Annotated in this window: 19 protein-coding genes, 2 tRNA genes and 1 pseudogene; 18 read left to right on the plus strand and 4 right to left on the minus strand. The window is 55.6% G+C overall.

The genetic code is table 11. The annotated features are described in order from the left end of the window. The first annotated feature begins 4 nt into the window (after window positions 1-4). From U9M73_RS03315 to U9M73_RS03325, 3 genes and pseudogenes are all read left to right on the plus strand, one after another. Window positions 5-1,324: a metallophosphoesterase family protein gene (locus U9M73_RS03315; RefSeq protein ID WP_036643873.1), complete on the plus strand. Its 1,320-nt coding sequence runs from the start codon at window positions 5-7 to the stop codon at window positions 1,322-1,324. A gap of 11 nt (window positions 1,325-1,335) precedes the next feature. After that, window positions 1,336-1,995 (plus strand): annotated as a pseudogene (locus U9M73_RS03320) (AAA family ATPase); the annotation flags it as partial. A 300-nt stretch (window positions 1,996-2,295) separates the two neighbouring features. Next, window positions 2,296-4,518 carry an ATP-binding protein gene (locus tag U9M73_RS03325; protein ID WP_323079179.1) on the plus strand — a complete coding sequence of 741 codons (2,223 nt, stop codon included), beginning with the start codon at window positions 2,296-2,298 and terminating at the stop codon, window positions 4,516-4,518. 47 nt (window positions 4,519-4,565) lie between these two features. On the opposite strand, the gene U9M73_RS03330 is transcribed toward U9M73_RS03325, so the two are convergent. After that, window positions 4,566-5,612 (minus strand): YkvI family membrane protein, encoded by a 1,047-nt coding sequence (locus tag U9M73_RS03330; RefSeq protein WP_260071336.1) that lies wholly within the window; start codon window positions 5,610-5,612, stop codon window positions 4,566-4,568. 397 nt (window positions 5,613-6,009) lie between these two features. Between U9M73_RS03330 and U9M73_RS03335 the strand changes: the two genes are divergently transcribed. From U9M73_RS03335 to U9M73_RS03345, 3 genes are all read left to right on the plus strand, one after another. Beyond that, window positions 6,010-6,582 carry a xanthine phosphoribosyltransferase gene (locus tag U9M73_RS03335; protein WP_009222819.1) on the plus strand — a complete coding sequence of 191 codons (573 nt, stop codon included), beginning with the start codon at window positions 6,010-6,012 and terminating at the stop codon, window positions 6,580-6,582. A gap of 102 nt (window positions 6,583-6,684) precedes the next feature. Continuing rightward, a complete protein-coding gene (locus U9M73_RS03340) occupies window positions 6,685-7,017 on the plus strand; it encodes a hypothetical protein (RefSeq protein WP_009222820.1) in 333 nt (110 codons plus the stop codon). Window positions 7,018-7,199: 182 nt separating this feature from the next. Further along, window positions 7,200-7,415: a hypothetical protein gene (locus U9M73_RS03345; RefSeq protein ID WP_009222821.1), complete on the plus strand. Its 216-nt coding sequence runs from the start codon at window positions 7,200-7,202 to the stop codon at window positions 7,413-7,415. 21 nt (window positions 7,416-7,436) lie between these two features. On the opposite strand, the gene U9M73_RS03350 is transcribed toward U9M73_RS03345, so the two are convergent. Further along, window positions 7,437-7,868 carry a YhjD family protein gene (locus U9M73_RS03350; RefSeq protein WP_009222822.1) on the minus strand — a complete coding sequence of 144 codons (432 nt, stop codon included), beginning with the start codon at window positions 7,866-7,868 and terminating at the stop codon, window positions 7,437-7,439. A 162-nt stretch (window positions 7,869-8,030) separates the two neighbouring features. On the opposite strand from U9M73_RS03350, the gene U9M73_RS03355 reads away from it, so the two are divergent. The 3 genes from U9M73_RS03355 to U9M73_RS03365 all read left to right on the plus strand — a co-directional run bounded on the left by U9M73_RS03355 (window position 8,031) and on the right by U9M73_RS03365 (window position 10,702). Next, window positions 8,031-8,115 (plus strand) — tRNA-Leu (locus tag U9M73_RS03355). Between the two features lie 187 nt (window positions 8,116-8,302). After that, entirely contained in the window at window positions 8,303-9,646 is a 1,344-nt protein-coding gene (locus U9M73_RS03360; RefSeq protein WP_323076272.1) for an alpha/beta hydrolase, read from the plus strand. Between the two features lie 87 nt (window positions 9,647-9,733). Continuing rightward, the gene (locus U9M73_RS03365) at window positions 9,734-10,702 is read left to right on the plus strand and encodes a LacI family DNA-binding transcriptional regulator (RefSeq protein WP_260071338.1); all 969 of its coding nucleotides are present in this window, start codon (window positions 9,734-9,736) and stop codon (window positions 10,700-10,702) included. Between the two features lie 86 nt (window positions 10,703-10,788). On the opposite strand, the gene U9M73_RS03370 is transcribed toward U9M73_RS03365, so the two are convergent. Continuing rightward, window positions 10,789-13,134, minus strand: coding sequence for a helix-turn-helix domain-containing protein (locus U9M73_RS03370; RefSeq protein WP_323076274.1), 2,346 nt, complete (start codon window positions 13,132-13,134; stop codon window positions 10,789-10,791). Between the two features lie 135 nt (window positions 13,135-13,269). Here U9M73_RS03370 and U9M73_RS03375 point away from each other — a divergent pair, with 135 nt between their 5' ends. From U9M73_RS03375 to U9M73_RS03400, 6 genes are all read left to right on the plus strand, one after another. Beyond that, complete coding sequence (locus tag U9M73_RS03375) at window positions 13,270-14,790, plus strand: extracellular solute-binding protein (protein WP_260071340.1); 1,521 nt, start codon at window positions 13,270-13,272, stop codon at window positions 14,788-14,790. Window positions 14,791-14,910: 120 nt separating this feature from the next. Further along, complete coding sequence (locus U9M73_RS03380; RefSeq protein ID WP_323076276.1) at window positions 14,911-16,464, plus strand: extracellular solute-binding protein; 1,554 nt, start codon at window positions 14,911-14,913, stop codon at window positions 16,462-16,464. 15 nt (window positions 16,465-16,479) lie between these two features. Next, window positions 16,480-17,451 carry an ABC transporter permease gene (locus U9M73_RS03385; RefSeq protein ID WP_009222828.1) on the plus strand — a complete coding sequence of 324 codons (972 nt, stop codon included), beginning with the start codon at window positions 16,480-16,482 and terminating at the stop codon, window positions 17,449-17,451. Continuing rightward, window positions 17,451-18,326, plus strand: a complete 876-nt coding sequence (locus tag U9M73_RS03390; RefSeq protein WP_323076278.1) for a carbohydrate ABC transporter permease — start codon at window positions 17,451-17,453, stop codon at window positions 18,324-18,326. Before U9M73_RS03385 ends, U9M73_RS03390 begins: the two co-directional genes overlap by 1 nt. Before the next feature lie 45 nt (window positions 18,327-18,371). Continuing rightward, entirely contained in the window at window positions 18,372-19,496 is a 1,125-nt protein-coding gene (locus U9M73_RS03395) for a glycoside hydrolase family 88/105 protein (protein WP_323076279.1), read from the plus strand. Beyond that, a complete protein-coding gene (locus U9M73_RS03400) occupies window positions 19,483-20,811 on the plus strand; it encodes a glycoside hydrolase family 28 protein (protein WP_323076280.1) in 1,329 nt (442 codons plus the stop codon). The genes U9M73_RS03395 and U9M73_RS03400 overlap by 14 nt, the downstream gene beginning before the upstream one ends. Here U9M73_RS03400 and U9M73_RS03405 read toward each other — a convergent pair. Then, the gene (locus U9M73_RS03405; RefSeq protein WP_009222832.1) at window positions 20,808-21,590 is read right to left on the minus strand and encodes a glycosyltransferase; all 783 of its coding nucleotides are present in this window, start codon (window positions 21,588-21,590) and stop codon (window positions 20,808-20,810) included. The two genes, U9M73_RS03400 and U9M73_RS03405, sit on opposite strands and share 4 nt — an antisense overlap. A gap of 203 nt (window positions 21,591-21,793) precedes the next feature. Here U9M73_RS03405 and U9M73_RS03410 point away from each other — a divergent pair, with 203 nt between their 5' ends. The 3 genes from U9M73_RS03410 to U9M73_RS03420 all read left to right on the plus strand — a co-directional run bounded on the left by U9M73_RS03410 (window position 21,794) and on the right by U9M73_RS03420 (window position 24,115). Next, window positions 21,794-23,410 carry a glycoside hydrolase family 5 protein gene (locus tag U9M73_RS03410; RefSeq protein ID WP_323076282.1) on the plus strand — a complete coding sequence of 539 codons (1,617 nt, stop codon included), beginning with the start codon at window positions 21,794-21,796 and terminating at the stop codon, window positions 23,408-23,410. 99 nt (window positions 23,411-23,509) lie between these two features. Then, a tRNA-Leu gene (locus U9M73_RS03415) sits at window positions 23,510-23,594 on the plus strand. A 317-nt stretch (window positions 23,595-23,911) separates the two neighbouring features. Then, window positions 23,912-24,115, plus strand: coding sequence for a hypothetical protein (locus tag U9M73_RS03420; RefSeq protein ID WP_009222835.1), 204 nt, complete (start codon window positions 23,912-23,914; stop codon window positions 24,113-24,115). The last annotated feature ends 38 nt before the right edge of the window (window positions 24,116-24,153 follow it).

Here is a 24,153-nt window from a genome sequence, read left to right on the forward strand (position 1 = left end):
GCGGATGAAAGCCTTTCGTTTTCTACACGCGGCCGATTTGCACCTGGATACCCCATTTTCGGGGATGTCCGGTGTGCCGGATCGGCTGCGCGAGTTATTGCGGGAATCTACCTTTACCGCGTTCGAGCGGTTGATTCGGCTTGCGATCGAGGAAGCCGTTGATTTCGTGGTGATCAGCGGCGATATTTACGACGCTTCAGATTCTTCGCTGCGCGCACAGCTGCGCCTGCGAGAGGGCTGGGACAAGCTGGGGGAGCACGGCATTCCGGTATATTTGATCCGGGGGAACCATGACCCTTTGTCCGGCCGGAGGCTCAGGTTAGCCTTGCCCGATCATGTGACGGAGTTTGGTCCCAAGGCGGAAAGCGTGATCGCTGTACGGCGCAGCGACGGGGAGCCGGTGGCGGTGCTGACCGGGGCTTCTTATCCGACCCCGGCGGTGCATGAGAATTTGGCGATCCAGTATCGGCGCGAGCCGGGCTCGGCGCTCTACCACATCGGGCTGCTGCACGGCAACGTGGACGGCCAGGAGGGGCATGACGCTTACGCGCCATGCTCGCTTCGCGATTTACAGGCCTCGGGATACGACTATTGGGCGCTGGGTCATATCCATAAGCGGCAGATTCTTTGCGACTCGCCGTGGGTCGTGTACCCAGGCAACATTCAAGGGCGCAGCTTAAAGGAAACCGGCCCGAAGGGCTGCTATCTGGTGGAGGTTGCGGAGAACGGAGAAGCGGAGTTGTCCTTTCGGCGCCTCGATCAAGTGTTGTGGCTGGAGAGCGGCCTGGCGATCGACGGTCTGGCTACGGAAGAAGCGTTGAAGGTGAGCGTCGAGGAGCGGCTGGACGAGCTGCGGGAAGCCGAGCCTGATCGGATCACGGTGGTTCGGTTGATTTTTACCGGGCGCGGGCCGCTGCATGGGATGCTTCAATCAGGACCGGAAGCGGCGGAGCTGCTGCAGGAGCTGCGGCGCAAAGAATTGGGACGCTTCGAGGCTGCAGGGCTGGGCGAAGGAATCGTATGGCCAGCGGGCTTCAAGCTGGAAACCGGGATGGAGCTGGACCGCGAGGGGCTGCTTGCGGAGGACAGCTTCCTCGGTGAGCTGTTCCGGTTAGGAGAACGGACGGCAGCGGAGCCTGAACGGGTGGAGGAGCTGGTTGGCACCGCGTTGGCCCCGCTGGCGGACAACCGGCAGCTGCGGCGTATATTGCAGGAGCTGAATTCGGAAGCCAAGCTGGAGCTGGTACGCCGGGCTGAGGAGCTGGCGGCTACCTTGCTGAATGAAGATACGCCGTCGTCGCGGGAAGGGAGAAGCGTCTCATGAAGCTGGAACGGATGCAGATCAGCGGCTTCGGCCGCCTGAACGGGCTCGACGTGGAGTTGCCCGGCCAGGTGACGGTGCTGTACGGCCCCAATGAAGCGGGCAAAAGCACGCTGCTTGGCTTCGTCCGGGCGATGCTGTTTGGCATCCCCACCCGGGCAGCGGCGGCCGAACGGTATGAGCCGCTGCGGGGCGGAGCGCATGGCGGGGTGCTGACGATCCTGGGCGACGACGGGACGCGCTGGATGATCGAGCGGTATTCGCAGCCGCCGGAGGGGCGGAACCTGCCCGGCACACGCGGCGACCGGCTGCGGATCACGCGCAGCGATGAACGCGGCGGCGTGCGGGAGGCGTCGCAAGAGGAGATGCAGCGGGAGCTCCTCGGCGGTCTGTCCAAGGCGATGTTTAAGCAGCTGTTCGCCGTGTCGTTGACGGAGCTGCAAGAAGTTGGCGCCTTGCAGTCGGAGGAGCTCAGCCGCTACCTGTTCCACGCCGGGATCGGCGGCGGAGCGGCGGTGCTGCGCGGGGAGAAACGCTTGGTCCAGGACATGGACAAGCTGTACCGGCCGCGCGGGCGCACGCAGGAAATCGCTCAGCTCCTCCAGGCGGTGGAGCGGCTGGAGCGCGAGGCCGAGGCGGCCAAAGCGCTGCTGCCGCGGTACAACGACGTGCTGGAGGAGCTGGAGCGGCTGGCCGCGCAGCTGGCGGAAGCCGAAGCCGCCCGCGCGGCGCGGGGCCGGGAGACGGCCCGGCTGCAGCGGGCGGCGGCCAGCCGGGCCGATTGGCTGCAGCGCGAGGCGCTCCGCGCGGAGCTGGCGGCGCTGCCGCCGGTCGCCCGCTTCCCCGCGCAGGGGGCGGCGCGCTGGCAGGCGCTGCAGGCGGAACGCGAGCGCCTGCAGCTCGAGCGCAGCGAGTGGGCCCGGCGGCGGGAAGCGCTGCAGGCGGAGCTGGCGCGGCACCGCCCGGATGCGGCGGTGCTGGCGCAGGAGCCGGCGCTGCGGCAGCTGGCCGGCCGCCTGCCGGGCTACGAGGCCCGGCAGGGCGAGCTCGCCGAGCTGGCGGCGGAAGCGCTCCAGCTCGAAGGGCGGCTGGCCGAGTGCCTGCGCAGCATCAACCCGGCATGGGGCGCGGAGGATCTGCGCGCTTTTGCCGGGACAGTGGGCGAACGGGAGAGCGTTCGCCGGTTTGCGTCGCGGTTTGCCGCGTACGACAAGGAGATGGAGCTGCTGCGGAGCGAGCGTGCCAAGCAGGAGCGGGCCGCGGCAACCGCGGAGAAGGCCGCCGCGGCGGCGGTCGCGCGGGTTGAGGCCAGCGCGGCGGAGGGGCGGCGGCAGTTCGCCATGCTGGTCCCGCAGCAGCCGAGCGAAATCCGCGCGCTCTGGAGCGAGCTGCGCGGCGAGCTGGACCGCTGGCGGGAAGGCCAAGTGCGGCTCGCGTCCGAGCAGCGGGCGGCTGACGCCAGGGCGCTGGCCGCAGCGCAGATGCGTGCGCTGTACCGCAAGCTGCTCGCCGGCTGCGGCCTGCTGACGGTGGCGCTGCCCGTCATCCTGTGGCTGACGGCGGACGCGCCTTGGGCGGCCGCAGCCACAGCGGCGGCGCTGCTGGGCCTGGACGCGGCCCTGGCGCGGGCCGCCTTCCGCAGCGCACCGCCTGCCGGCGAGCGGCGGCTGCGCCGCGGTGCGGCCGCGTTTGGCGCCGGGGACGACGCCGGCCCGGAAGCGCGCCTTGGCGCGCTCCTGTCCCGGCTCGTCCGCCATCCGCAGAGCGCCGCGGCCGCTTCCCGGTCGCGCAGCGGGGCCGCCCCTTCGTCCGGTCCGGTGGACTGGGACGAGGAGGAGCAGCAGCTGCGCCGGCTGATGGAGGCGTGGCAGCTGTGGGATCAGCGCCACGCCGCGCTCCAGGGCGAGGCGGAGGCCGCCTTGAGCCAGGCCTCCGCCGCCCGGGATGAGCTCGCGGCTGCCGAACGCGAGCTGGCGCGCCGCGAAGCCGCCTTTGAGGAGTTGGCCGGGCAGTGGGAGACATGGCTGACCGAACGAAAATTGTCTGCCGATCTGTCCCCGGAGGCGGCTGCGGACGTGTTCCGCCTCGCGGAGCAAGGCCGGGACTGGCTGGCCCGCTTGGATGGGCTGGCGGCCAAGATGGCCGCGCTCCGTGCGGAGAACGAGCGGTTTGAACAGGAATGCTTGGCTTATGGCGACCAAGCAACCTCCGATCAAGCCGCGGCAGTTCTGCGAGCAGCCTTATCTCACCTGGACGGCGCGCTCGAAGCGAAAAAACATCACGACCAGCTTTCCGCCCAGCTGTTACCGCTGGAGGAGGAAGGACAGCGCTTAGACGACCGCTTGCGGCAAGTGCTTGAATCGGAGCAGGCGTTGCTCGCCGAAGCGGGCGCTGCAGACGGCGAAGAGTTGCTGCGTCTTGGTGCTGCGAAAGAACGGCGGGAGGCTTTGGAGCGGGAGCTTCGGCAACTGGAGCTGATGTTGTTCGCGGGACTTGACGACGCCAAGCAGGAGGAGTTGGAGCAGCTTCTGCGGACGACGGAGGAATCGGAGCTCCGCCAGCGCTTGGAAACGGTGGAGCAGGAGTTGGCGCAAGCGGAAGCCTGGCTTGGACAGCTCCAGGAACAACGCGGACGCTTGCTGCAGGAGCAGGAAAGCTTAGCCGCCCGCTGCTTGCAGGACGATCTGATGCAGCAGTTAGAGGAGCAGCGGGCGGCCTTGCGCGATCGTCTCGATCAGTATGCGGTGATGGCGGTTTGCCATGAACTGATCGGCCGCGCACGGCGGGTTTATGAGGAAGAGCGTCAACCAGCAGTGCTGCAAGCCGCCTCGGGATACTTTGCGGAAATGACCGGCGGCACCTATCGCCGCATCGTCATGAAAATCGGCACGCAGGAGCTGATGGCCGAGCATTCGGAGCTGGGTCCGCTCGAAAGCGCGCTGCTCAGCCGAGGGACAGCGGAGCAGCTGTACTTGTCGATGCGGCTGGCATTATCCGAAGCGGTATCGGGTCAAACGCCGCTGCCGTTGCTGCTGGACGACCTGTTCGTTAACTTTGACGAAGGCCGCTTAGTCGGGGCGATATCGGTGCTGCGGAAGGTTGCGGAACGCCAGCAACTCATTATGATGACTTGCCATGAGCATGTGGTTCGGCATGTCCAAAACCTGTTGCCGGAAGCGAAGGTCGTGCACATGTAGACCCATCACATAAGTTAGGCAGCGAAAGCTGCCTGGAGCCCCCGGGGTTAACCCCGGGGGGTTTCTTTTTGCCGATACAACCCGAGTATCAGCGCCCAGATCAAACTGAACAAGCCAAACACGGGATACAGCACCGATAGCAGGGAGCTAAAACCAAATTGGCTGGTGATATAACAGATACACAAAATCGTAACCGAAATCAGCATCGGCGGCACTTGAACCCGCTGCTGCAGCTGGAGGGTCACCCCATACACGTCGGCGACAAAGGTGCTGAAGATTTCCATGAAAATGAGCAGGACATAGATCAGTTGGATGGTTGTCCCCAACTGCTGGGCAATGTTGCCCATCGGGATTTCGTATTGTACGATCCCCGGCATGTAAGCCGACAGGGCAAAATGACCGGCCATTAACATAAAGCCAACGCCCAGCCCGCCGAGAACGCCGCCCAGGACAATGACCCGGCGGCTTTCGGTATGGCTGCCGATCGGCACGAGCACCGCCTGAGCCATGGACAGGTTAAAGGCTGCATACATCAGCGGCGACGCCCAAGCTGCGATCAGCGGAGTATCCGTCTCCAACGTCAGGAAACGGGCCGCCCCCGGCGAGCCCGCGGTATTTATAATGATCGCGAGCGAGAGGATCAGCATCATCGGCACCACGATGGAGTTTAACTGCAGCACTCCGTTGATTCCCCGGCCTAGCAGCAAATAGGTAGCAATCAAAGTGATCCATAGGCCTGTCTGATAATGCAAGCCCAAGTGTTCCATAAAGACGGAGCCGGCTCCCGCCAGCATCACGCTGTTGACGCCGATGAGCACGATCAACGTAAATATGCTGAGCGCACTGCCGATCCGTTCGCCAAACAAGCGGCGGTTCAGGTCTTCATAGGAAGCTGCTTTAATGCTTCGAGCGAGCAGCATCATTTTGGTGCCAAGCCAAACGAACAGCAGCGTGGACAACAGGATCGTCAATACGCCCCATTTGCCGTACCGGGTGAAAAACTGGAGAATTTCCTGTCCCGTCGCGAAACCGGCGCCAACGACGGTGCCGATGTAGGTGAAGGCGATCTGCAGAACTTTTACGGCATTTTTCATGGTTTTCCCCCCGGTTCTTGTGCTATATATAGTACAAGGTATGTTGTCCAAGAACTGGACATGACTTAAAACCTATAGGTCGTCCAAAAAGTCATCTTTCGAGCGCGGCAGGTTTGCTCGCCGTCAATGTAACGGAACTGAGAGACGTTATTCGCCGGAGAATGGGACTATTCAGATTCTAACGGAACGAGCTGACCTTATTTGGGACAAATTCAGCTGATTGACCGTCAAAATGGTCCAATAAGGCCTCTAGGTTCCGTTAGCGCGGGAAATAGCCGGGAAATGGGCAAATAAGGGCCGTACGTTCCGTTACGCCCAGCCGCACACCGCTCCCGCATGAACTCGAAATCTGACTTGTTGGACGAAGCTATAGATCATGATCTTTGGAGGAAATGATATGGAATTGTTAAAACAAAAGATCGTCGAGCAAGGGGTCATCGTCTCGGACCAAGTGCTGAAGTTGGACGGGCTGCTGAACCATCAGGTGGATCCGCAACTGACGATGGAGATGGGCAAGGAATTTGCCAGACGGTTTCGCGACCAAGGGGTTACCCGCGTCATTACGGTGGAGTCGTCGGGGATCGCGGTGGCGTTTGCGACCGCTTATGAGTTAGGCGTCCCGCTTGTATTTGCGCGGCGGAAGAAAACGCTGCTGGCCGAGCCGGACATGCTGTGCGAGCGTGTCCCTTCGTTTACGAAAGGAATCGTGACGGACATTCTGGTGTCACGCGATTTTCTTGGGGAGAACGACCGGGTGCTGTTCATTGACGATATTATCGCGAATGGCGACGCAGCCCGGGGATTGATCCGAATTATTGAAAGATCCGGGGCGGAACTGGTTGGAGCGGGAATCGTCATCGAGAAATGCTTCCAGCCCGGAGCCCAGGCGATTCGGGAGCAGGGGATCCGTCTGGAGACGCTGGCCCGCATCGCATCGTTGGAGGGCGGACAAATCACGTTCGCTGACTGAGGACAAACGGGCGAAGAAAATGCAGCCAAATTACGGTTAATCCTTTGCAGGCCTCCGTTTTTTCGCTATAATGAGGATTACTAGGGAGAGGAGGCTAAAAGAATGGGGAAAGAATTGGCAGTAGACGCGGAGTTTTTTCTTTCGAAATTGTCCGAAGCGAAGGTAACTTTTGAACGTGCCCTGGATTGCAAACATACCGAGTTTGATGACCTTTATCCCTATATGCTTGAACATCCCCAGTTTTTCTGGTACAAACGCTATGTAGCATGGTCGCAATTGTTAACGATAGCCGGGCTGTGCCAAGAGCTCGATGTGCCTTGGAAGGAACAGTTCAGCCCGCAACAAGTAGGGTATTTGGAGCAAAGAGTCATGTCGGCCAAAGTGCTTGATTTCTGGTTTGAAACGAATGACAGCAGGGAGCACGCTTCGCGATAATCCCCTGCGCAAGGTCCAAAGCGACCTGATACTGTCCGGTGCTGCACCGGCTGCTTAAAGCATTCAAAATGATCGAAGTCCCGCTGGTTCGCCGGCGGGGCTTTTTCTTGCATTTCCCTAAGGCGAAGGATGGACGGGACCTGCAACTGTTGTATAATGATTCCCAGGAGGTGGGGTATCCGATGATCTCGGATGAATTATTGGACCAATACCGGCTGTCCGGAGAAAAAATACGCGTCGTACGCGACGGCCTTCCGGAAAACGACGTGCGGGGAATCGTCGTAGCTTGGGACGACACGCATGTGTTAATCCGCAAACCGAACCGCAACGTGGTGAAGCTGGACCGCAATTACATTTATCAGCCTGCGAAAGAGCCTAGAATTTCGCCGGTGGATTAAGATATGAGGGAAAAGGGGAACTTAAGGAAGGAGATGTGCCTTGAGGTTCCCTTTTTCCATGCGTTCTCTCCGGGACGAACCTGCCGCCTGGGCGGTTCCGTTCAAATAAGCGCGCATCCGGGAGGATACCTCCTGTTGCAGGCCGGCCCACAAAATCCTCATCTTTCCGCGATAGCCCCGGCAACGGTATTCCGCCTGAATGCCGTTCTCATCCTGGTGAATGCGTTCGATAGCGATGTTCCGCTCGCGGAGATTGCCGTGGATTTCCGAGAGAACCAGCGCCGCTCGCCGCTCGCCGTTGCGGATGAGTTCAACGTAAGCTTCGGGGCTCTTCAGCAGCCCGCTTTGCTCGAGAATTCGGGCGTCCCTTTGAAATACTTTTTGCAAAAAACCAAGCAGCAACGCGCTCTTGATCAGCGCGAGTTCCTCTTCCTTAATGCCGGGAACGGCCATAGGTCAACACCTCTTTATGCGAACTTATGTTCTTATCATAACCCAATAGATTATTTTTAATCAAGGGGGCTTATCCGAAAGTTGGGCATTGACTTTTTTGGGTTGGACGTGGTATGATCTATCTTGTCGCTGCAAAATATGATTTTGTACGATACCGATTATGCGGTCGTGGCGGAATTGGCAGACGCGCACGGTTCAGGTCCGTGTGGGCTAACCCCCCGTGGAGGTTCGAGTCCTCTCGACCGCATTGATTTTAACGAAGAAGAGCTTTTGATTTGCCTTTAGGGTGAATCAGGAGCTTTTTTTGTTTCATTTTGTGGGGAATCGCGTTGACAAATCGAAAAAGCTAGCCTAATATCGATTTAAACTTAAACGTATAAGTTATAGAGCTTAATCGTTTAAGTTGAAATTGTCTATCGAAGGGGTGACTAGGAATGGGAGCGAAAATCGTCACACTTGCCAACGTGCACTCCAAGCTTTTGGGGAATTCGCGGGAGGTTTACGTCTATTTGCCCCCTTCTTATGCGGAGTCGAAGAATCGTCGGTACCCGGTGCTTTATGCGCAGGATGGACAGCATATGTTTGCGTCCGACGCGAAGGGAGATTCGTGGGAAATGCATCAAACGGCGGAGCGGTTAAGCCGGGAAGGCCGGATGGAAGAAGTGATTATCGTAGCCGTCTCGTCCATTTCGGATCAACGGGGCTCGGAGTATTTTCACAATCATCCGGGAGTTCGGGAAGCTTTCCATACGACCTGTAAGGGGGAGTTGTACGAAAGGTTTCTCATCGAGGAGCTGAAGCCGATGATCGATGCTAGGTTTCGTACTTTGACGGATCGGGAGCATACGGCGATCATCGGTTCGTCCGCGGGGGGACTTGTCTCGTATCATATCGCGTTTCGCCGGCCGGACGTATTCGGGCAGGTGGCGATCCTGTCGCCATTTCTGGTGCATGCGGTGGTGAATAAGCAAGGGGACGGTACGAACAAACAGGAGCCGCTGATCGAACAAAAAGTATACCATTCCTTCCCGGTGAAACCGCCGTCGTTGCGTGTTTGGGTCGATATCGGAGGAGCGGAAGGGCTTATCATGCCTCGTCACGTACGGGCGTTTGTGGATGAAATGATCGAAAGCGGCTTTACGCCGGGCGAGGATTTGATGTTTTTGCTCGACGAGACGGCAGGCCACTCCCAAGCCGATTGGGCAAGACGGTTGCATCGTCCGCTGATGTATCTGTTTGGCGAGATTGGACGCCCTTGCAGCCTGAGGCTGGCCGGGAGAAGGCAAGTCGGGCTAGAAGGATACCGGGTTCGGCTGTATCCGAAGGTGACCTATGACACGGGCTTCGAAATGAGTTTACTCACGGCGGAATATAAGGTGGACTGTCCGGAAGTGTTGACGGTGGGATCCAACGGCTTGATTGTTCCGCTAGCCTCAGGGAAGGCCGACGTAGCGGTTCAATTCGGCGGCCTTACAGGAACGGCAAACATAGAGGTGATTCCGGAATTATCCGATCACGTGCAGGTCGAAATCAGCGTGACCGTTCCTCCGTCTACCCCGGCGGATGCTCAAATCCATGCGGGGTTCGAAATCCCGAAAGTTCGGGACGGTTTCTACCAGGGAAGCTTTTTGCTGCCCAGAGATCTGGCGTTTGATGTGAAGGTATCCCGGGGCTTTGGTTGCCATGAGCGCAGAAAAACGAGTCGACGCTTCGACACCTCCGAGCCGGTTCGTCTGCATTTCAATGTGGAGGAATGGGAGGATGATTCAACTTCCTGATTCTATGCGGGACAAGTCAGTAGCAGTTGCCTTCAGGGATATGCTGTCATCCTACCAGAGTGCTAGTGAATCGATGAGGTGTTAGATGTGAAAAAAGCAACGATGAAAGACATCGCCCGTGAAGCGAAGGTTTCGGTGGCGACGGTCAGCTACATTTTAAATAACGTAGACAACCAGAAAATTACGGAAGAAACGCGTTGCCGAGTGTTGGAAGCCGCGAATAAGCTGAATTATATCCCAAGTCTTGCGGCACGTTCGCTTGTCCGGGGTAAATCCGGCATGGTAGCCTTGCTCTTTAGCCGCGGCGAGCGGGACGGGGTATGGAAGCAGCTGTATTACGGCAGGTTGGCCGAACGGATGGAAGCGCTCTGCAAGCAGGCAGGTTATCACCTGCTCGTGCTGGGGATGGACGCTGAGCGACCCAATCCAGAGATCATCCGGCAGCGGGAGGTGGATGGGGTGCTGTTGGCCGGAGTAAAGCAGGAAGTATTCCGGGACATCTCCATCCACTTTAGCTTTGGGGTGCCGATCGTGCTGCTCGACACCCCTATAGACGATCCGCTGTTTCATAAAGTTGTGATTGATTACCGGAAGGCGTTCACCTTATGGAGAGAGCGATCGGCCACTAGCGAACGGCGCTTTTTGGTGCTGGACGACTTCACGAACGAGAACACGATGAAGACGATCATGGATGCGGCTCAGCTCGAACCGAAAGCGGTTTTCGTGCTGACAGCCGATAACGTGGACAAGCTGCCCGATTTTTTGGCGCGGTTTCAAGGGGGCAGCGGGATCGTGGTAAATGAGTTTGTTGGCATGATCGTTGCGAATGCCTCACATGGAATGGAGCTTGAGTTGACCGTCCTCTGTACGAGCGGATGTCCTGAACTGCTGTCTCCCGCGGTCCGCAAGTTAACTTCGGAAAGAAATCGGGGACAGGTTGAAGTTGCTTTTGAGATCATGCAGTTTTATATCGAATCAAAGGATAAGGCCTCCCAAAAAGTGAGCTCCAAAACCGAAGCGGGATATGAAGAGTATGTTTTGATCCCGCTGCAGTGAGTGTGTTTCCATTCAGGGGCACGCCCCTCTATCATACGGGATAATCCTGCAAAAGCCCCCAGCCAACGAACACTGCACACGCGGCTTTAAATCGATTTCCGAATGTTCCCCGGCGAATGCGCAGACTCAGCTTCCCGATACTGCCCCGGCGTCATACCCTCTACCTTTCGGAAGGAACGGATAAAGTTCTGCGAGTTGTTGTATCTCAGCTTGGCTGCGATCTCCTTGACGGGCATTTCCGTGTTGCGCAGCCATTCTTTGGCCATCTTGAAGCGGTACATCGTGAGGTATTCGCTGAAGGAGTAGCCCGTTTCTTTCCGGAAAATGCTGCTGATGTAGTTCGCGTTGTAATGAAGACGGGCGGCGCAAGCCTCCAAGGTCAGATCCGTGTCGTACTCGTGGTGAATCAAATCGATAATCTTCTCCGAAATGTTCTGGTATTGGGCGTTTTGCCGGTTATTAAAGATGCGGATCATCGGTTGAATGACCGTCGTCCAGAACCAATCCTCGATTTCCGCTTTGGTGTGCAGCCCCAGCATCTCTTCAAATAATGAGCCGCTGCCTGCAGGCCGGATCTGGTGCAAGGCGATCCCCGCTTCCTGCATCATCACCAGCAGATTGTTCAGCAGGCGGGTCAGCGGAATTTGATATTCCTGCGGCGACAGCTCCTGGCTAAACAAGGAGTTAAACAACCGCGCGTTCACTTCCTTGGCTTTCTCCGTTTCCGCCAGCTTGATGGCGTCTAGCAGCTTGCTTTCCTTATGCGTCGGGTAATTGACGTTCAGGACATGCTTGCCGGAGTTGAGGTTCTCGTATTGAATAATGACCCCGGTCCCCAGCTTCATTCGATATTTCAATGCTTCCATCCCTTCGCGGTAAGCGATGGGCAGCTTCGCGATAGACTGGAATGGCAGGCTTAAGCCAATGCTGACATGGACCTTCAGGCATTGATGGATTTCGTGCTGCAGCTTCTCCGTCCAGGCATAAACGGCTTGGCGAAACGAATCGGGCCCCTCTTCAGGACTTCCGATCAACGTCACGATCGTCTGATCCATAATCACGGGAGTGAACCGGCTTTGGGGATCCAGCAGTTCCTCGATGATATTTTGCGCGGCGAACAGAAGCAGGTTGAGATCCTTTTTGGCATAGGCCGAATCCTCCGTAAAATCCAGGGCTAAGGTGAATACCGCCATCGTTCGCCAAGCGTGGATCTGCTCCTGGTAGCCGTATTGTTCAAGCTTCTCCAGTAATTGGCTTTTGGTGTAATGCCCTTGGTACGCTTCAATCAAGGAAAAAGCCCGCACTTGTCGGATATGCTGACGAACTTCCGTTTCGAGCTGCGATTTGGACTGGAACAAACGATGATACTCTTCGCCAATGAGCTCAAATTCATCGGCATGCCCCCGGCGGACATCGGTTTTGCGCCGGCCGATCAGATGCAGAAGGCGTTCAATCGGCGAGTACATCCGACGCGAACCAAACCAAGCCAGCCCGATCGACAGCACCAGCATGAATAGGCAGACATAGAAGGTGAACAGCCCGATTTTTCCTGCTTCCCGGGTCAGGCTGCCGATGGAGGTTACCGAGAGATACATCCATCCGTTCAGCTGGGAGCGCAAGTAGGTGACGGCATAGGCCTTCTTGCCGATGTTTGTCTGAAACTGCCCGGAGGGCTGGGCCTCGTCCGCTAGCAGGGAGGTATCTTCCCATCCGGTCTCCTCCAGCTGCTGCCCGATCTGCGACGGATCGGGATGCATCAGGATTTGCCCGCGCTCGTCTACGACAATGACGATGTCCTCCGTCTGGATGTCCGTCGCCACAACGTCCTGCAGGCTGCAGGCGGGAAAATTAGCCAACGCCAGCCCGTATTTGTGCAAGCTGGAGACCGGCAGCTTCTTGATCAGGCTAATGCTATAATGGCAAGGTGCGGAATCCGCATTCTCCTCGCTGTAAAACCAGGAGGACGGCGTTAACATCCAGGTGGTGTCATTAGGCGTGTCCATCAACCGTTCAAGGCCTTCACGGTCCTTATATTCGCTCATCCGGTACAAGCCGGAGTTCTTCACCATCCAGTCTTGCTGCAGGTTAATCAGAACGACGTCCTCCAGCCTCGTGTCGAAGGATTGCATGTTTCGGATTTCATTACGCAGGTCGTTATATAATTTGAAATCGCTTTCAGTTAACGGGTTTTGAAGAGCCCTTTTGAGTACGGTCGAGTTCACGACTTGATTTAACGTTTGGTTGACAGTTGTTAACTTCCGTTCTACATTGGAGTTAATTTGCGAAATTAGCTCAATTTTGCTTCGGTTTACATTTTTTTGGATTTCCCGGGTTGAAGTCAGATAGGAGAACGTACCGATGAACAGGACGGGCAGCGTACTTACGGCGATTGTAAAAATCATCAGTTTGCTTAAGAAGCTTAAAGGTTTCACCAATCTCAGCACCTGACCTTATCGTTAAAAAGTCGTTATTTCCAAGTGTATGACGTCTGTCAAATAATAGCAATAATCATCTCGTGAGGCAATAATCATTTTGTATTATTCTTCGGTTTGGGGGGGCTTTGACCAATGATTAGAACAAAAGACGGGGGCCGCGGATTATCCGCGATTGCGCTACTCTTACTCGTGCTCGTACTCTTGGTTTCCTTGCTAAGCGGGTGTATGAACCGGAACACGCAACTCCAGGCATCCGATCCTGATCGGCCTTATTTGTCCGTTTTGGTGCCGCTTCATTTTCCTCAGCCGCCATCAAAGGAGATTGTAGCCAAGATCGAGGAGTTAACCGATGTTCGGCTGGATCTTAGATGGGTGCCGGAGGGCGTCTATACCGACAAAATGATGACGGGGTTAACCACAAACTCCCTTGCCAAGGTCAGCTTTGTGAAATTTTCTGATTATCATCTGGTAAAGAATGCGATCCGCTCCGACGTCTTTTGGGAAATTGGGCCGTATTTGGCGGAGTTTCCGAACCTGAGCAAACTGGATCCGGACATATTAGATCAGGCGGCTGTAGACGGAAAGATATATGGGCTTTATACCGAACGACCTTCCTCACGGCAAGGGATCATTTTACGCAAGGATTGGCTGGAGCGACTTGGTTTGGAGGAGCCCAAAACGCTGGATGAGCTTTATGAAGTGCTACGGCAGTTTACATATGGGGATCCGGATGGCAATGGGAAGCAGGACACGCTTGGCGTCGTGGATCGGAACGATCTGGTGTACGGTATTTTTAAGACGCTCAGCTCTTATTTCGGTACCCCAAACAACTGGAAGATCGAGGATGGCCGGGTCATTCCGGAATTTATGACGGATGAATATCTGAATACGATGAATTTTATGAAAAAGCTATACGACGAGAAGCTGATTAACTCGGATTTTCCGCTGACAAGCAAAGAGGTGCAACGGGATCGGTTCATCCGCGGCGAGGCGGGCGTTTTGATCGGAAGTATGACCGACGTTCAGCGCCTTGCCATTGAAGCGCGGGCCATCAACCCGGATGCGGATTTTACGCTGGTGAACCGGATCAAAGGTCCGTACGGTTATAAAGTATGGTCGATTCCGAATTTTAACGGCCTGTATCTATTTTCTAAGAAGATGATTCCAACGGAGGAGGATCTGAGAGATGCGCTGCGGTTTTTCGACCGGACCATGGATCGGGATGTGGCCAATTTAATGAAATATGGCTTCGAAGGCAGACACTACCGGACGGAGAACGGGATGGTCATTCTGCCGGAGGAAACGTCGCAGCTGCGGGTGAACGAGGTGAATCCGTTATATTCGCTGATGATCGCCGATATCAGTAACCCCAATTTGATGGAGGTCGCGCAAAAAGAGCATTTGACTCAAATCGCCGAACAGCTTAGCAAAGACAACGAAGCGTTCCTGGTGGACGATCCGACGGTTCGGCTCAGCTCGCCGACTTATGATGAGAAGAGTGCGGAGCTGTCCACGATCATTAGCGATGCCACCTACAATTATATCCTGGGGCGCATCGACGCCCACGGCTTCCGCCAAGAGGTTGAGCGGTGGAAGCAAAGCGGCGGTCAAGCCGTAATCCGCGAATTTGAGGAAGCGCTATCACGCCGATAATCATTAGTTCAGGTTCAACGCTTAGCAGCTGCCGTTATGAGGAAATGATTGTTTCCGTACTGCCGCCATGACGATACCGTGGAAGAGTAAGCAATCCAAACCATGGGAGGTCCAAAGGTTATGAAGAAACGATCCTTCATCCTCATTCTGACCACACTGTTATCGTTAAGCGTTGTGCTGGCCGGTTGTGGAAGCGCTAACAATAAGGGGGGCGGCAGTTCAGCTGCGACAGAGCCTGCCGCGTCTACTTCTGACAACGGCGGGAACACAACCGCAGAGGCGGAGAAACCAACGGAAATTACGATTATGCTGCCGTTAAATACGTCGGAGACGCCGCCGGATACGATCAAAGCTGAGCTGGAGAAGCTGACGAACACGAAGCTGAACTATCAGTTTTTCCCGGCGGACACCTATGAAGAAAAGCTGAACACCGCGTTTGCCACGGGCTCCTTGCCTCAAGTCACCTACCTCAAAAACCAAACCACGTTTATTCAAATGAAAGAAGCGATTAAGGACGGACAGTTTTGGGAAATCGGCCCGTACTTAAGCGAATTTCCGAACCTGAACAAATTAAAGCCGGAAATTCTGAACAATACGAAGGTGGAAGGCAAGCTGTACTCCCTCTATATCGGCAGACCGCTGGCACGCCAAGGGATCATTTACCGCAAAGATTGGGCCGATAAGTTAGGCTTGTCCGCACCGGCCAATGTGGACGAATTGTTTGAAATGGCCAAGGCGTTTACGGAACAAGACCCGGACGGAAATGGCCAAAAGGATACGATCGGAATCGCTGACCGGAACGAGCTGGTCTACGGAGCGTTCAAGACGGTATCCGCTTGGTTCGGTACGCCAAACAACTGGGGCGAGAAGGACGGCCAGCTGCTGCCGGAGTTTATGTTCCCGCAATATATCGATACGATGGATTTCTTTAAGAAGCTGCGGGATAACGGCTACATTAACCAGGACTTTGCAGCGACCAGCAAAACCGATGCCGTCAATATGTTCACAAGCGGCAAGGCCGGGCTCTATATCGGCGGGTCCATGCAGGACATCGATTCGCTGAACAAGGATCTGATCAAAAATGTGCCGGACGCCGTACTCGACACGCATAGCATGGTAGCCGGTCCCGACGGGAAGTTCGCCCAGTGGATGATTCCGGGCTACAACAATATCATTCTGTTCCCGAAATCGGCGGTGAAGGATGAAGCGGAGCTCAAGAAGATTTTGGCGTTCTTTGACAAGATGATGACGCCGGAAGTAGCCAATTTGATGTACTGGGGCATTGAAGGCACGCACTATACGGTCGTAGAAGGCAAAGCCAAGGCTGCGGATAACAAAGAATTGATCGAGCGCGAAGTGAAGCCGTTTAAGGACAGCGTCATCGGGGAACCCGAAACCAACGGCATGTACGAAAGCTACAATACGCTGCCAGGCCGGATCCATGCGGAAGAATTAATCAAGGAAAACGTCAAGGTGGGCGTGCCTGACCCTACGGCGGCGCTGGATTCGCAAACCTACGCGGAGAAGGGCGTGGAGCTGCAGCAGTTGATTACGGACGCCACGTATCAATATATTTACGGTCAAATCGACAAGGCGGGCTTCGAGAAAGCGATCGAGCAATGGAAGAGCCGGGGCGGCTCGAAGATTATCGAGGAATATAACGCAGCGAGATAAGAGAGGAAGATTCGTATGAGAGACGCAACAGCTCCTAGTTCACTCGCGCCAAAGCTTCCACCGCCCGAAAGACGTGCGAAGGCCGCACAGCTCCGCAAGCGGCTGTGGAGAAATAAATGGCTGTATGTGATGCTGCTGCCCGGCGTGCTGTATTTCATCATCTTCAAATATTTGCCGATGTACGGGCTGATCATTTCCTTTCAGAACTACAAGCCGTATAACGGCATCCGGGGCAGCGAATGGGTAGGATTGGAGCATTTTCAGCGGCTGTTTACGGAACCGGACTTTATGGTCATTTTGAAAAACACGGTGATTTTGTTTGCGCTCAACTTGTTTATCTATTTCCCGGTGCCGATCATCCTGGCGTTGATGCTAAACGAACTGAGAGGGAACTTCTTCAAAAGGCTGTTCCAGACATTCGTTTACTTGCCGCATTTTATGTCCTGGGTCATCATCGTGTCGATTACCTACGTGATGGTGACGATGGATGGCGGGATTATTAACGAGCTGCTGGTGTACTTCGGCTTTGAAAAGATCAACTTCCTGTTGAATCCCGACTGGTTCCGACCGATGTACATCCTTCAGGTGATTTGGAGGGAGGCTGGCTGGGGGACGATCATTTACCTGGCCGGCATGGCGGCCATCGATCCCGGATTGTATGAGGCGGCACGGATGGACGGAGCCGGCCGGATGCGTCAGGTGTGGCATATTACGCTTCCGTCGATTCGGGGCGTGATCATTACGCTGTTTATTTTAAAAATCGGGCATGTGCTGGATTTGGGCTTCGAGCATGTCTATCTGCTGCTGAATTCGATGAACCGGCAGGTTGCGGAAATTATCGACACGTATGTGTACACCGCGGGGCTGCGGCAGGGGCAATACAGCTACAGCACGGCGATTGGGTTCTTCAAATCCGTCATCGGCCTGATCCTGGTCATGCTGGTCAATAAACTATCCAAGAAGTTCGGGGAGGAGGGCGTTTACTGATGGTAGAGGACCGATCGGTCAGCGGCCGTATTTACGCGGCAATCAATTTTACGCTGCTGGCCATCATTGCGTTGATAACGGTGCTGCCCTTCGTGCATGTCGTGGCCGGTTCATTTACGACAAACGCAGAGCTGGCGGCGAACAAATTCGTGCTGATTCCCAAAGTGTGGAGTCTGGAGGCTTATCGGTTTATTTTTTCAACGAATACGATCTTTAAGGCGATGGGCGTCTCGATTGGCGTCACGCTGATCGGTACGTTGTTCAGCATGCTGCTGACGGCGCTGATGGCTTACGGGTTGGCCCGTAAAGACCTCGACGGCCGGAGAACGATCAATTTTCTGGTTGTCTTTACGATGCTGTTTAACGGTGGGTTGATACCGACGTTTCTGGTTGTGAAGGAGCTGGGGATGATCGATACGTACGCCTCACTGATCATTCCTTCCTCGATCAGCGCGTTTAATATGATCATTCTGAAGAACTTCTTTCAGAACATTCCGGAGGGCTTGGAGGAGTCCGCGCGGATCGATGGCTGCAACGACTTTGGCATCTTGTTCAAAATCGTGCTGCCGCTGTCGATGCCGGCGATCGCTACGATCTCGCTCTTCTATGCGGTTACGTATTGGAATACGTACATGTCGGCGATTTTGTATCTGAACGACAGCGCCAAATGGCCGATCCAGGTGCTGCTGCGGCAAATCGTCGTGCTCGCGAGCGGGCTGGACCACAGCGCTGAGCTGGATGGAACCGTACCGCCGCCGGATCAGACGATCAAGATGGCGGTCATCGTGGTTGCCACTCTGCCGATTCTGCTGGTGTATCCGTATCTGCAGAAGCATTTTGCCAAAGGGGCTTTGCTGGGGTCGATGAAAGGTTGAGTGATCCATGGCGATGAAATACGAAGCGGAAGGAGCTGGGAAAAGATGAGGCAACGTCCAGACACTCCCTTGGAATGGGCGAAGAAGGCATGCGATTCGATGATGGACATTTACACGGATGCGGGAACTCTCCCTCCCGACCATCGCTGGCATTATCATCAAGGCGTCTTTCTGTGCGGCATGGAGCAACTGTGGGAGGTCGTTCAGGATGAGAAGTACATCAAGTACATTCAACAATACGTGGATGATCTGGTGGATGAGCAGGGCAATTTGATGTTTGCTCGCGATGAGCTGGATGCCGTGCAGGCCGGATTGCTGCTGTTCACGTTATACGAACGGACCGGGAAGGCCAAATACCGGATAGCAGCCGATAAACTGCGCTACCTGTTGCTGACGCTGAACCGCACGAGCGAGGGCGGTTATTGGCACAAGGATAAGTATCCTTATCAGATGTGGTTGGATGGTCTCTATATGGCCGGTGTGTTTTCGCTGAAATATGCGAATGCGTTTGGGGAAGCAGGGCTTCGGGCAGAGGTGCTGCACCAGGAGAAGCTGATGCGCAAACATATGCGCGATGCCAAGACGGGTTTGCTGTACCATGCCTGGGATGAGAGCCGGCGGATGCTTTGGGCGGATCCGGAAACCGGCTGTTCACCGGAATTTTGGAGCCGCTCGCTGGGCTGGTATGGTTTGGCGTTGTCTCAATTCCTCGATTTGCTGCCGGCAGATGAGCCCGGGCGGGAGGAGCTCGCGGGGGCGTTATCGAGTTTCGTGGATGCGCTGATCCGTTATCAGGACAAGGAGAGTGGGCTTTGGTATCAGGTGGTCGACAAAGGCGATCGGCCGGATAACTGGCTGGAAACGTCAGGCTCCTGCCTGTTCGTATACACCCTGGCGAAGGCGGTGCAGCAGGGCCTTGCCGGTGAAGACGCCGGGCAAGCCGCATTGAGGGGATATGAAGGGCTGACCCGGGTGGTGGAATGGGACGATAAAGGCCGTTTGGTGCTGCCGGATATCTGTATCGGCACATCGGCCGGGGATTATGACCATTACGCTGCGCGCCCGAAAGTGAAAAACGATCTGCACGGGGTTGGCGCGTTTGTGATGGCCTGCACCCAAATGGAAATGTTCCTCAGCAGAATGGAGGATCCCGCGGATGTGCACATATAATATCGTTGATTATGGTGCGGTGAAGGACAGCGGGGTTCCGGCAACCGCGGCCATCGAGGCCGCGATTACGGCGGCAAGCGAAGCCGGAGGAGGCACGGTGGTCGTGCCGGCCGGGACGTTCGTGACCGGAGCGATTTTCCTGAAGAGCCATATCGAGCTTAGGTTAAGTCCCGGGGCGGTGTTGTCCTTCAGCACCAACCCGGATGATTATCCGGTCGTAAAGTCAAGATGGGAAGGGGTGCAACGGGAGGTTCATGCCTCCTGTATCTACGGGGAAGATCTCGAGAATGTGACCGTCACGGGGAGCGGCTGCATCAACGGGAACGGCCAGCCCTGGTGGGAGAAGCAGCGCAACCGTCCGGAGGAGCTGCACTATCCGCGTCCGAAGCTGATCAGCTTCGACCGCTGCCGGCGGGTGACGATCAGGGACGTTTCGCTGGTCGACTCGCCCAGCTGGACGGTCAACCCGATTCGCTGCCACAACGTGACGATTGACAACGTATCGATTCTGAACCCGGCGGATTCCCCCAATACGGATGGAATTAACCCGGAATCGTGCTCGAATGTGCGAATCAGCAACTGCCATATCGATGTCGGGGACGATTGTATCGCGATCAAGGCAGGCACCGAAGAAACGGCGGAGCGGGTTCCCTGTGAGAACATTACGATCACAAACTGCACGATGATTCATGGTCACGGCGGGGTGGTGATCGGGAGCGAGATGAGCGGAAATATCCGGAACGTGACGATTTCGAACTGCGTCTTCCAGCACACGGACCGCGGCATCCGGCTCAAGTCCCGACGCGGCCGCGGAGGTATCGTCGAGGATATCCGCGTCAGCAACCTCGTCATGGAAAACGTGATCTGTCCGTTTATTATGAATCTGTATTATTTCTGCGGTCCACGCGGCAAGGAGAAATACGTGTGGGACAAAAATCCTTATCCCGTTACGGAGGAAACTCCGCAGTTCCGGCGGATTCATTTCTCCGACATCACGGCGCGCGAGGTGCACGCCGCTGCCGGCTTCTTGTACGGGTTGGCGGAGCAGTACATTTCCGAAGTCACCTTCGACCAAATCGAGATTTCCATGGCGAAGGACGCGGTTCCCGGCCGCCCCGCCATGATGGATGGAATCGAGGAGACGGCACGGCGCGGGTTCTACCTGGGAAATGTGCGGGACGTACGATTTAACCAAGTGTCGATTGAAAACCACGAGGGTCCGGCTTTTTATATCGAAAACGGGGAAGACGTTGAACTGACGGCGTGCCGCTCGAAGCGGACCGCCAAGCCGGAACCCTTAGTGGAGCGGCACTAGAAAAAGTTGGACAACACCCGTTTGATTTCGCTTGGGCTGACGATTTCCGGGCCAAAGAAGGTTTTGGCACGCTGGCTGTCCGACCAGGGCTCGATCGTCATGGCATCTTTGATGCCGGGAGTCTTCCAGGTTTTTACTCTTTCAAAGGACATTCCTGTGTTTAAAGCATGGATATGATTGATCCAAATCGGTTCTTTGACATGGATAAACTCATGGGGCACCTTTAGCGCGTCACGCCAGCTGAAATTCGGCCGCTGACCTTGCAGAAACTTCCCGACATCATGGATTGTCGCGCCGTAGCTCGGCAGCCAGAAGAAAAATTTGCCCAGCCGGTGTTGCACCGAATCGTAAATGTAGCCGTATTGGGGGACCAATGCGGCTGTATTTTTTTTCGGCGTATAAGCGTGCAGTCTGCGGATGAAATCTTTGTGGTACATATCGTCGCTCGATAGATACACCCGGTAGTAGCAGTCATAGCCTGCGATATCTTCGGAAACATGGGCATAATAACCCCTTGGCGTCACAAACTGAATATTTCTAGGCAGAGGTACGTACCGGTCGAGGATTTCCCGGATTATTCGCTCGGAGGCGGGATCGTAGATGACATAGCAGGAAAAATCTTGCGAGGTTTGCAGCTGCAAGCTTTTTCGCGTGTAGGTCATGAACAGAGCCAGCCTTTTCTCAATCCAGTTTCGAGTTGTCCGTTCCGGCGTTCCTCCCCAATCGTTAAAATGAATCTCAATGATTAGTTTCTTCTGTTTGCCCCCATTCTCTGGCATAACGGTTCAGCCTCCTTCAATTTCACGCCGCGAAGATTTATTTCAATCTTCTAGCATCTTATGCGAGAATCTGATTTTGGTATGGACAGGAGGTGTGCACTTTTCGGGTCGATGGCGCAAATATCGGGATTCCCCTCCCAAGCAGGAATAGGGTGCTATAATGATTGGCGTACAAACCGATCTACAGGGGGAGGACATGAACGATGCTCGAACAAACGGATCGCTCGCGGGTGAAAGGCTTTCTCCGCGCAGAGGGAACAAAAATCGTCAACGGGGATGGAGAAGAGATCCTGCTGACGGGCTGGGGACTGGGCAATTGGCTCTTGTGCGAAGGTTATATGTGGTTATCCCATCACTCCCGGTTCGATCGCCCGCGGCGGATTGAGGCCGTCATTCAGGAATTGGCCGGAAGGGATTATGCTGAGCAGTTCTGGAAGCGTTTCCGAGAGAACTATGTGACCCGCGAAGATATTCGGCGGATGGCGGAGCAGGGATATAACTCGGTCCGCATTCCTTTGAATTGGAGAGTGCTGATGGAGGATGAACCGGGCATTCGCTGGAAAGAGGACGGATTTGCATTGATCGACCGTTGTTTGGATTGGTGCGAGGAGTTTGGCCTCTACGCCTTCTTGGATTTGCATGGTGCGCCGGGCGGACAGACCGGAGCCAATATTGACGACTCGGTAGACGATTTCCCTCGCCTGTTCACCGATGAGGACAGCTGGAGCAAAGCGATCGAGCTGTGGAAGGAGCTGGCCCGGCGGTACCGTGATCGCTGGATCGTCGGCGGATACGACCTGCTAAATGAACCAGTTCGTCCCGGTCTGATGGAAGGCAAACACGAGGATTTTCTCGTTCGGCGGCTGGCGGCGTTTTATGAGGAAGTGATCGCGGCGATTCGGGAGATTGACGACCGGCATCTGCTGTCAGTGGAAGGGCATCATTGGGCGACGAATACGGCTGTTTTTTATAAACGTTACGATCCCAATATGGTCATCCATTTCCACCGGTATGCCTGTAAACCTGGCAAAGAAGCGTATGAGGAGTTCCTGGCGCTGTCTGAGGCGCTGGACCAGCCGTTATGGCTTGGCGAGACCGGGGAGAACGAACTGGAGTGGTTTGCGGCGATGTATCCGCTATCCTTGTCGCTGGGGATCGGCTACAACTTATGGCCGTGGAAGAAGATGGAGCGAGCGAACTCGCCGTATTCGGTTAACAAACCCGAGGGCTGGGACGAGCTGCTTGCTTATGTCGAAGGTGGAGCACGGCCCAGTTATGAACGTGCGCGGCAAATTCTTGATGCTTATTTGGAAAACATTAAGGTAGAGAACTGTACTCCCCGTCCAGAGGTGACAGCGGCGGTGTTCCGCAAGCCGGGCTGCCGGGTTCGCGGCACGGATTATGATGAGCTGCCAGGCAGAGGCATCTCGTTCAGCGGACGCCGCACGGAAGGGAACATTTATAAGTACCGGGCCAAAACGGGCATGAAAATTGTGCCGATCTCGGATGAGCCGCAACCTAAGAAATTTGGGTTTGACTGCGGCTGGCAAAATCTCGCTCTGGAGCTTACGGACGGCGAGTTTGCCGCCTATTCGTTCTGCGGCATCGAAGCGGGCAACACGGCGACGCTGGAGTTGATTTGCCGGGAAGATGCGGTGATCACTCTAAAGCAAGACGGGGTTGAGAGAGGGCGTATGACGCTTTCTCCAAGCCGTGATGTCGGCCGCTTCAGCGTCGTGCTTGGCGAGGCAGCGGATACCACGCTGACCGTCAGTGTGGAGGCGGGCCGAATCGAATTACATGCCATCACAGTGGAATAAAATGAAAAAAAAGGCTTGACTCTTTTCGCGGTGCATGATATTTTATATCTTGTCGCCGCGAAAAATGGTTTAACGGCTTTCGCGGAGAGGTAACACTAAGCGGTCGTGGCGGAATTGGCAGACGCGCACGGTTCAGGTCCGTGTGGGCTAACCCCCCGTGGAGGTTCGAGTCCTCTCGACCGCATTCGTTCAACTGTAAGAAGCTCTTGAATTCTCCTGTAGAATTTAAGAGCTTTTTTGCATACTAGGCATGAACAGCGGATCTGCCCCTTTCGGTCCGTTCTTTTGCAGCCTGATCCCGTTGGATCAGAGGGGAAGAAGAACCAAGGTGAGCATTCTGATCGAAAGGGATAATCATTCAAGAAGTGCGGGCAGGAGACCAACGATCCAAGCGAGGTGAGGCCGAATTGTTCCGAGTGGCGGTTTGTGATGATGAAGAGCGGCAGCGTGAGCAGATCAAGCAAATGTTGCTTACGTTAATCCGGGAGCTTCAGCATCTGGATGAGCAAATCATCGAAGATCACCATTCAACCGAGCGGCCAGGCAAGATGGTTTAACATTCAGCCTTCCTTGGCCGGGCGGACGATTACCGTGAACACGGAAGGAAGCGGCGGCTTCATCGTATATGACGAACAAGGGTTGATGGTTCACTCGTCGATCATTAGTAAGCAGCCTTCCATGAAACTGCCGGCCGGCGGGAAATAACCTTATTGAACTCAAAAGCCGCTAGCCGGGCATATGTT

The organism is Paenibacillus phoenicis (genome assembly GCF_034718895.1).
GTDB classification, from domain to species: Bacteria; Bacillota; Bacilli; order Paenibacillales; family Paenibacillaceae; genus Fontibacillus; species Fontibacillus phoenicis.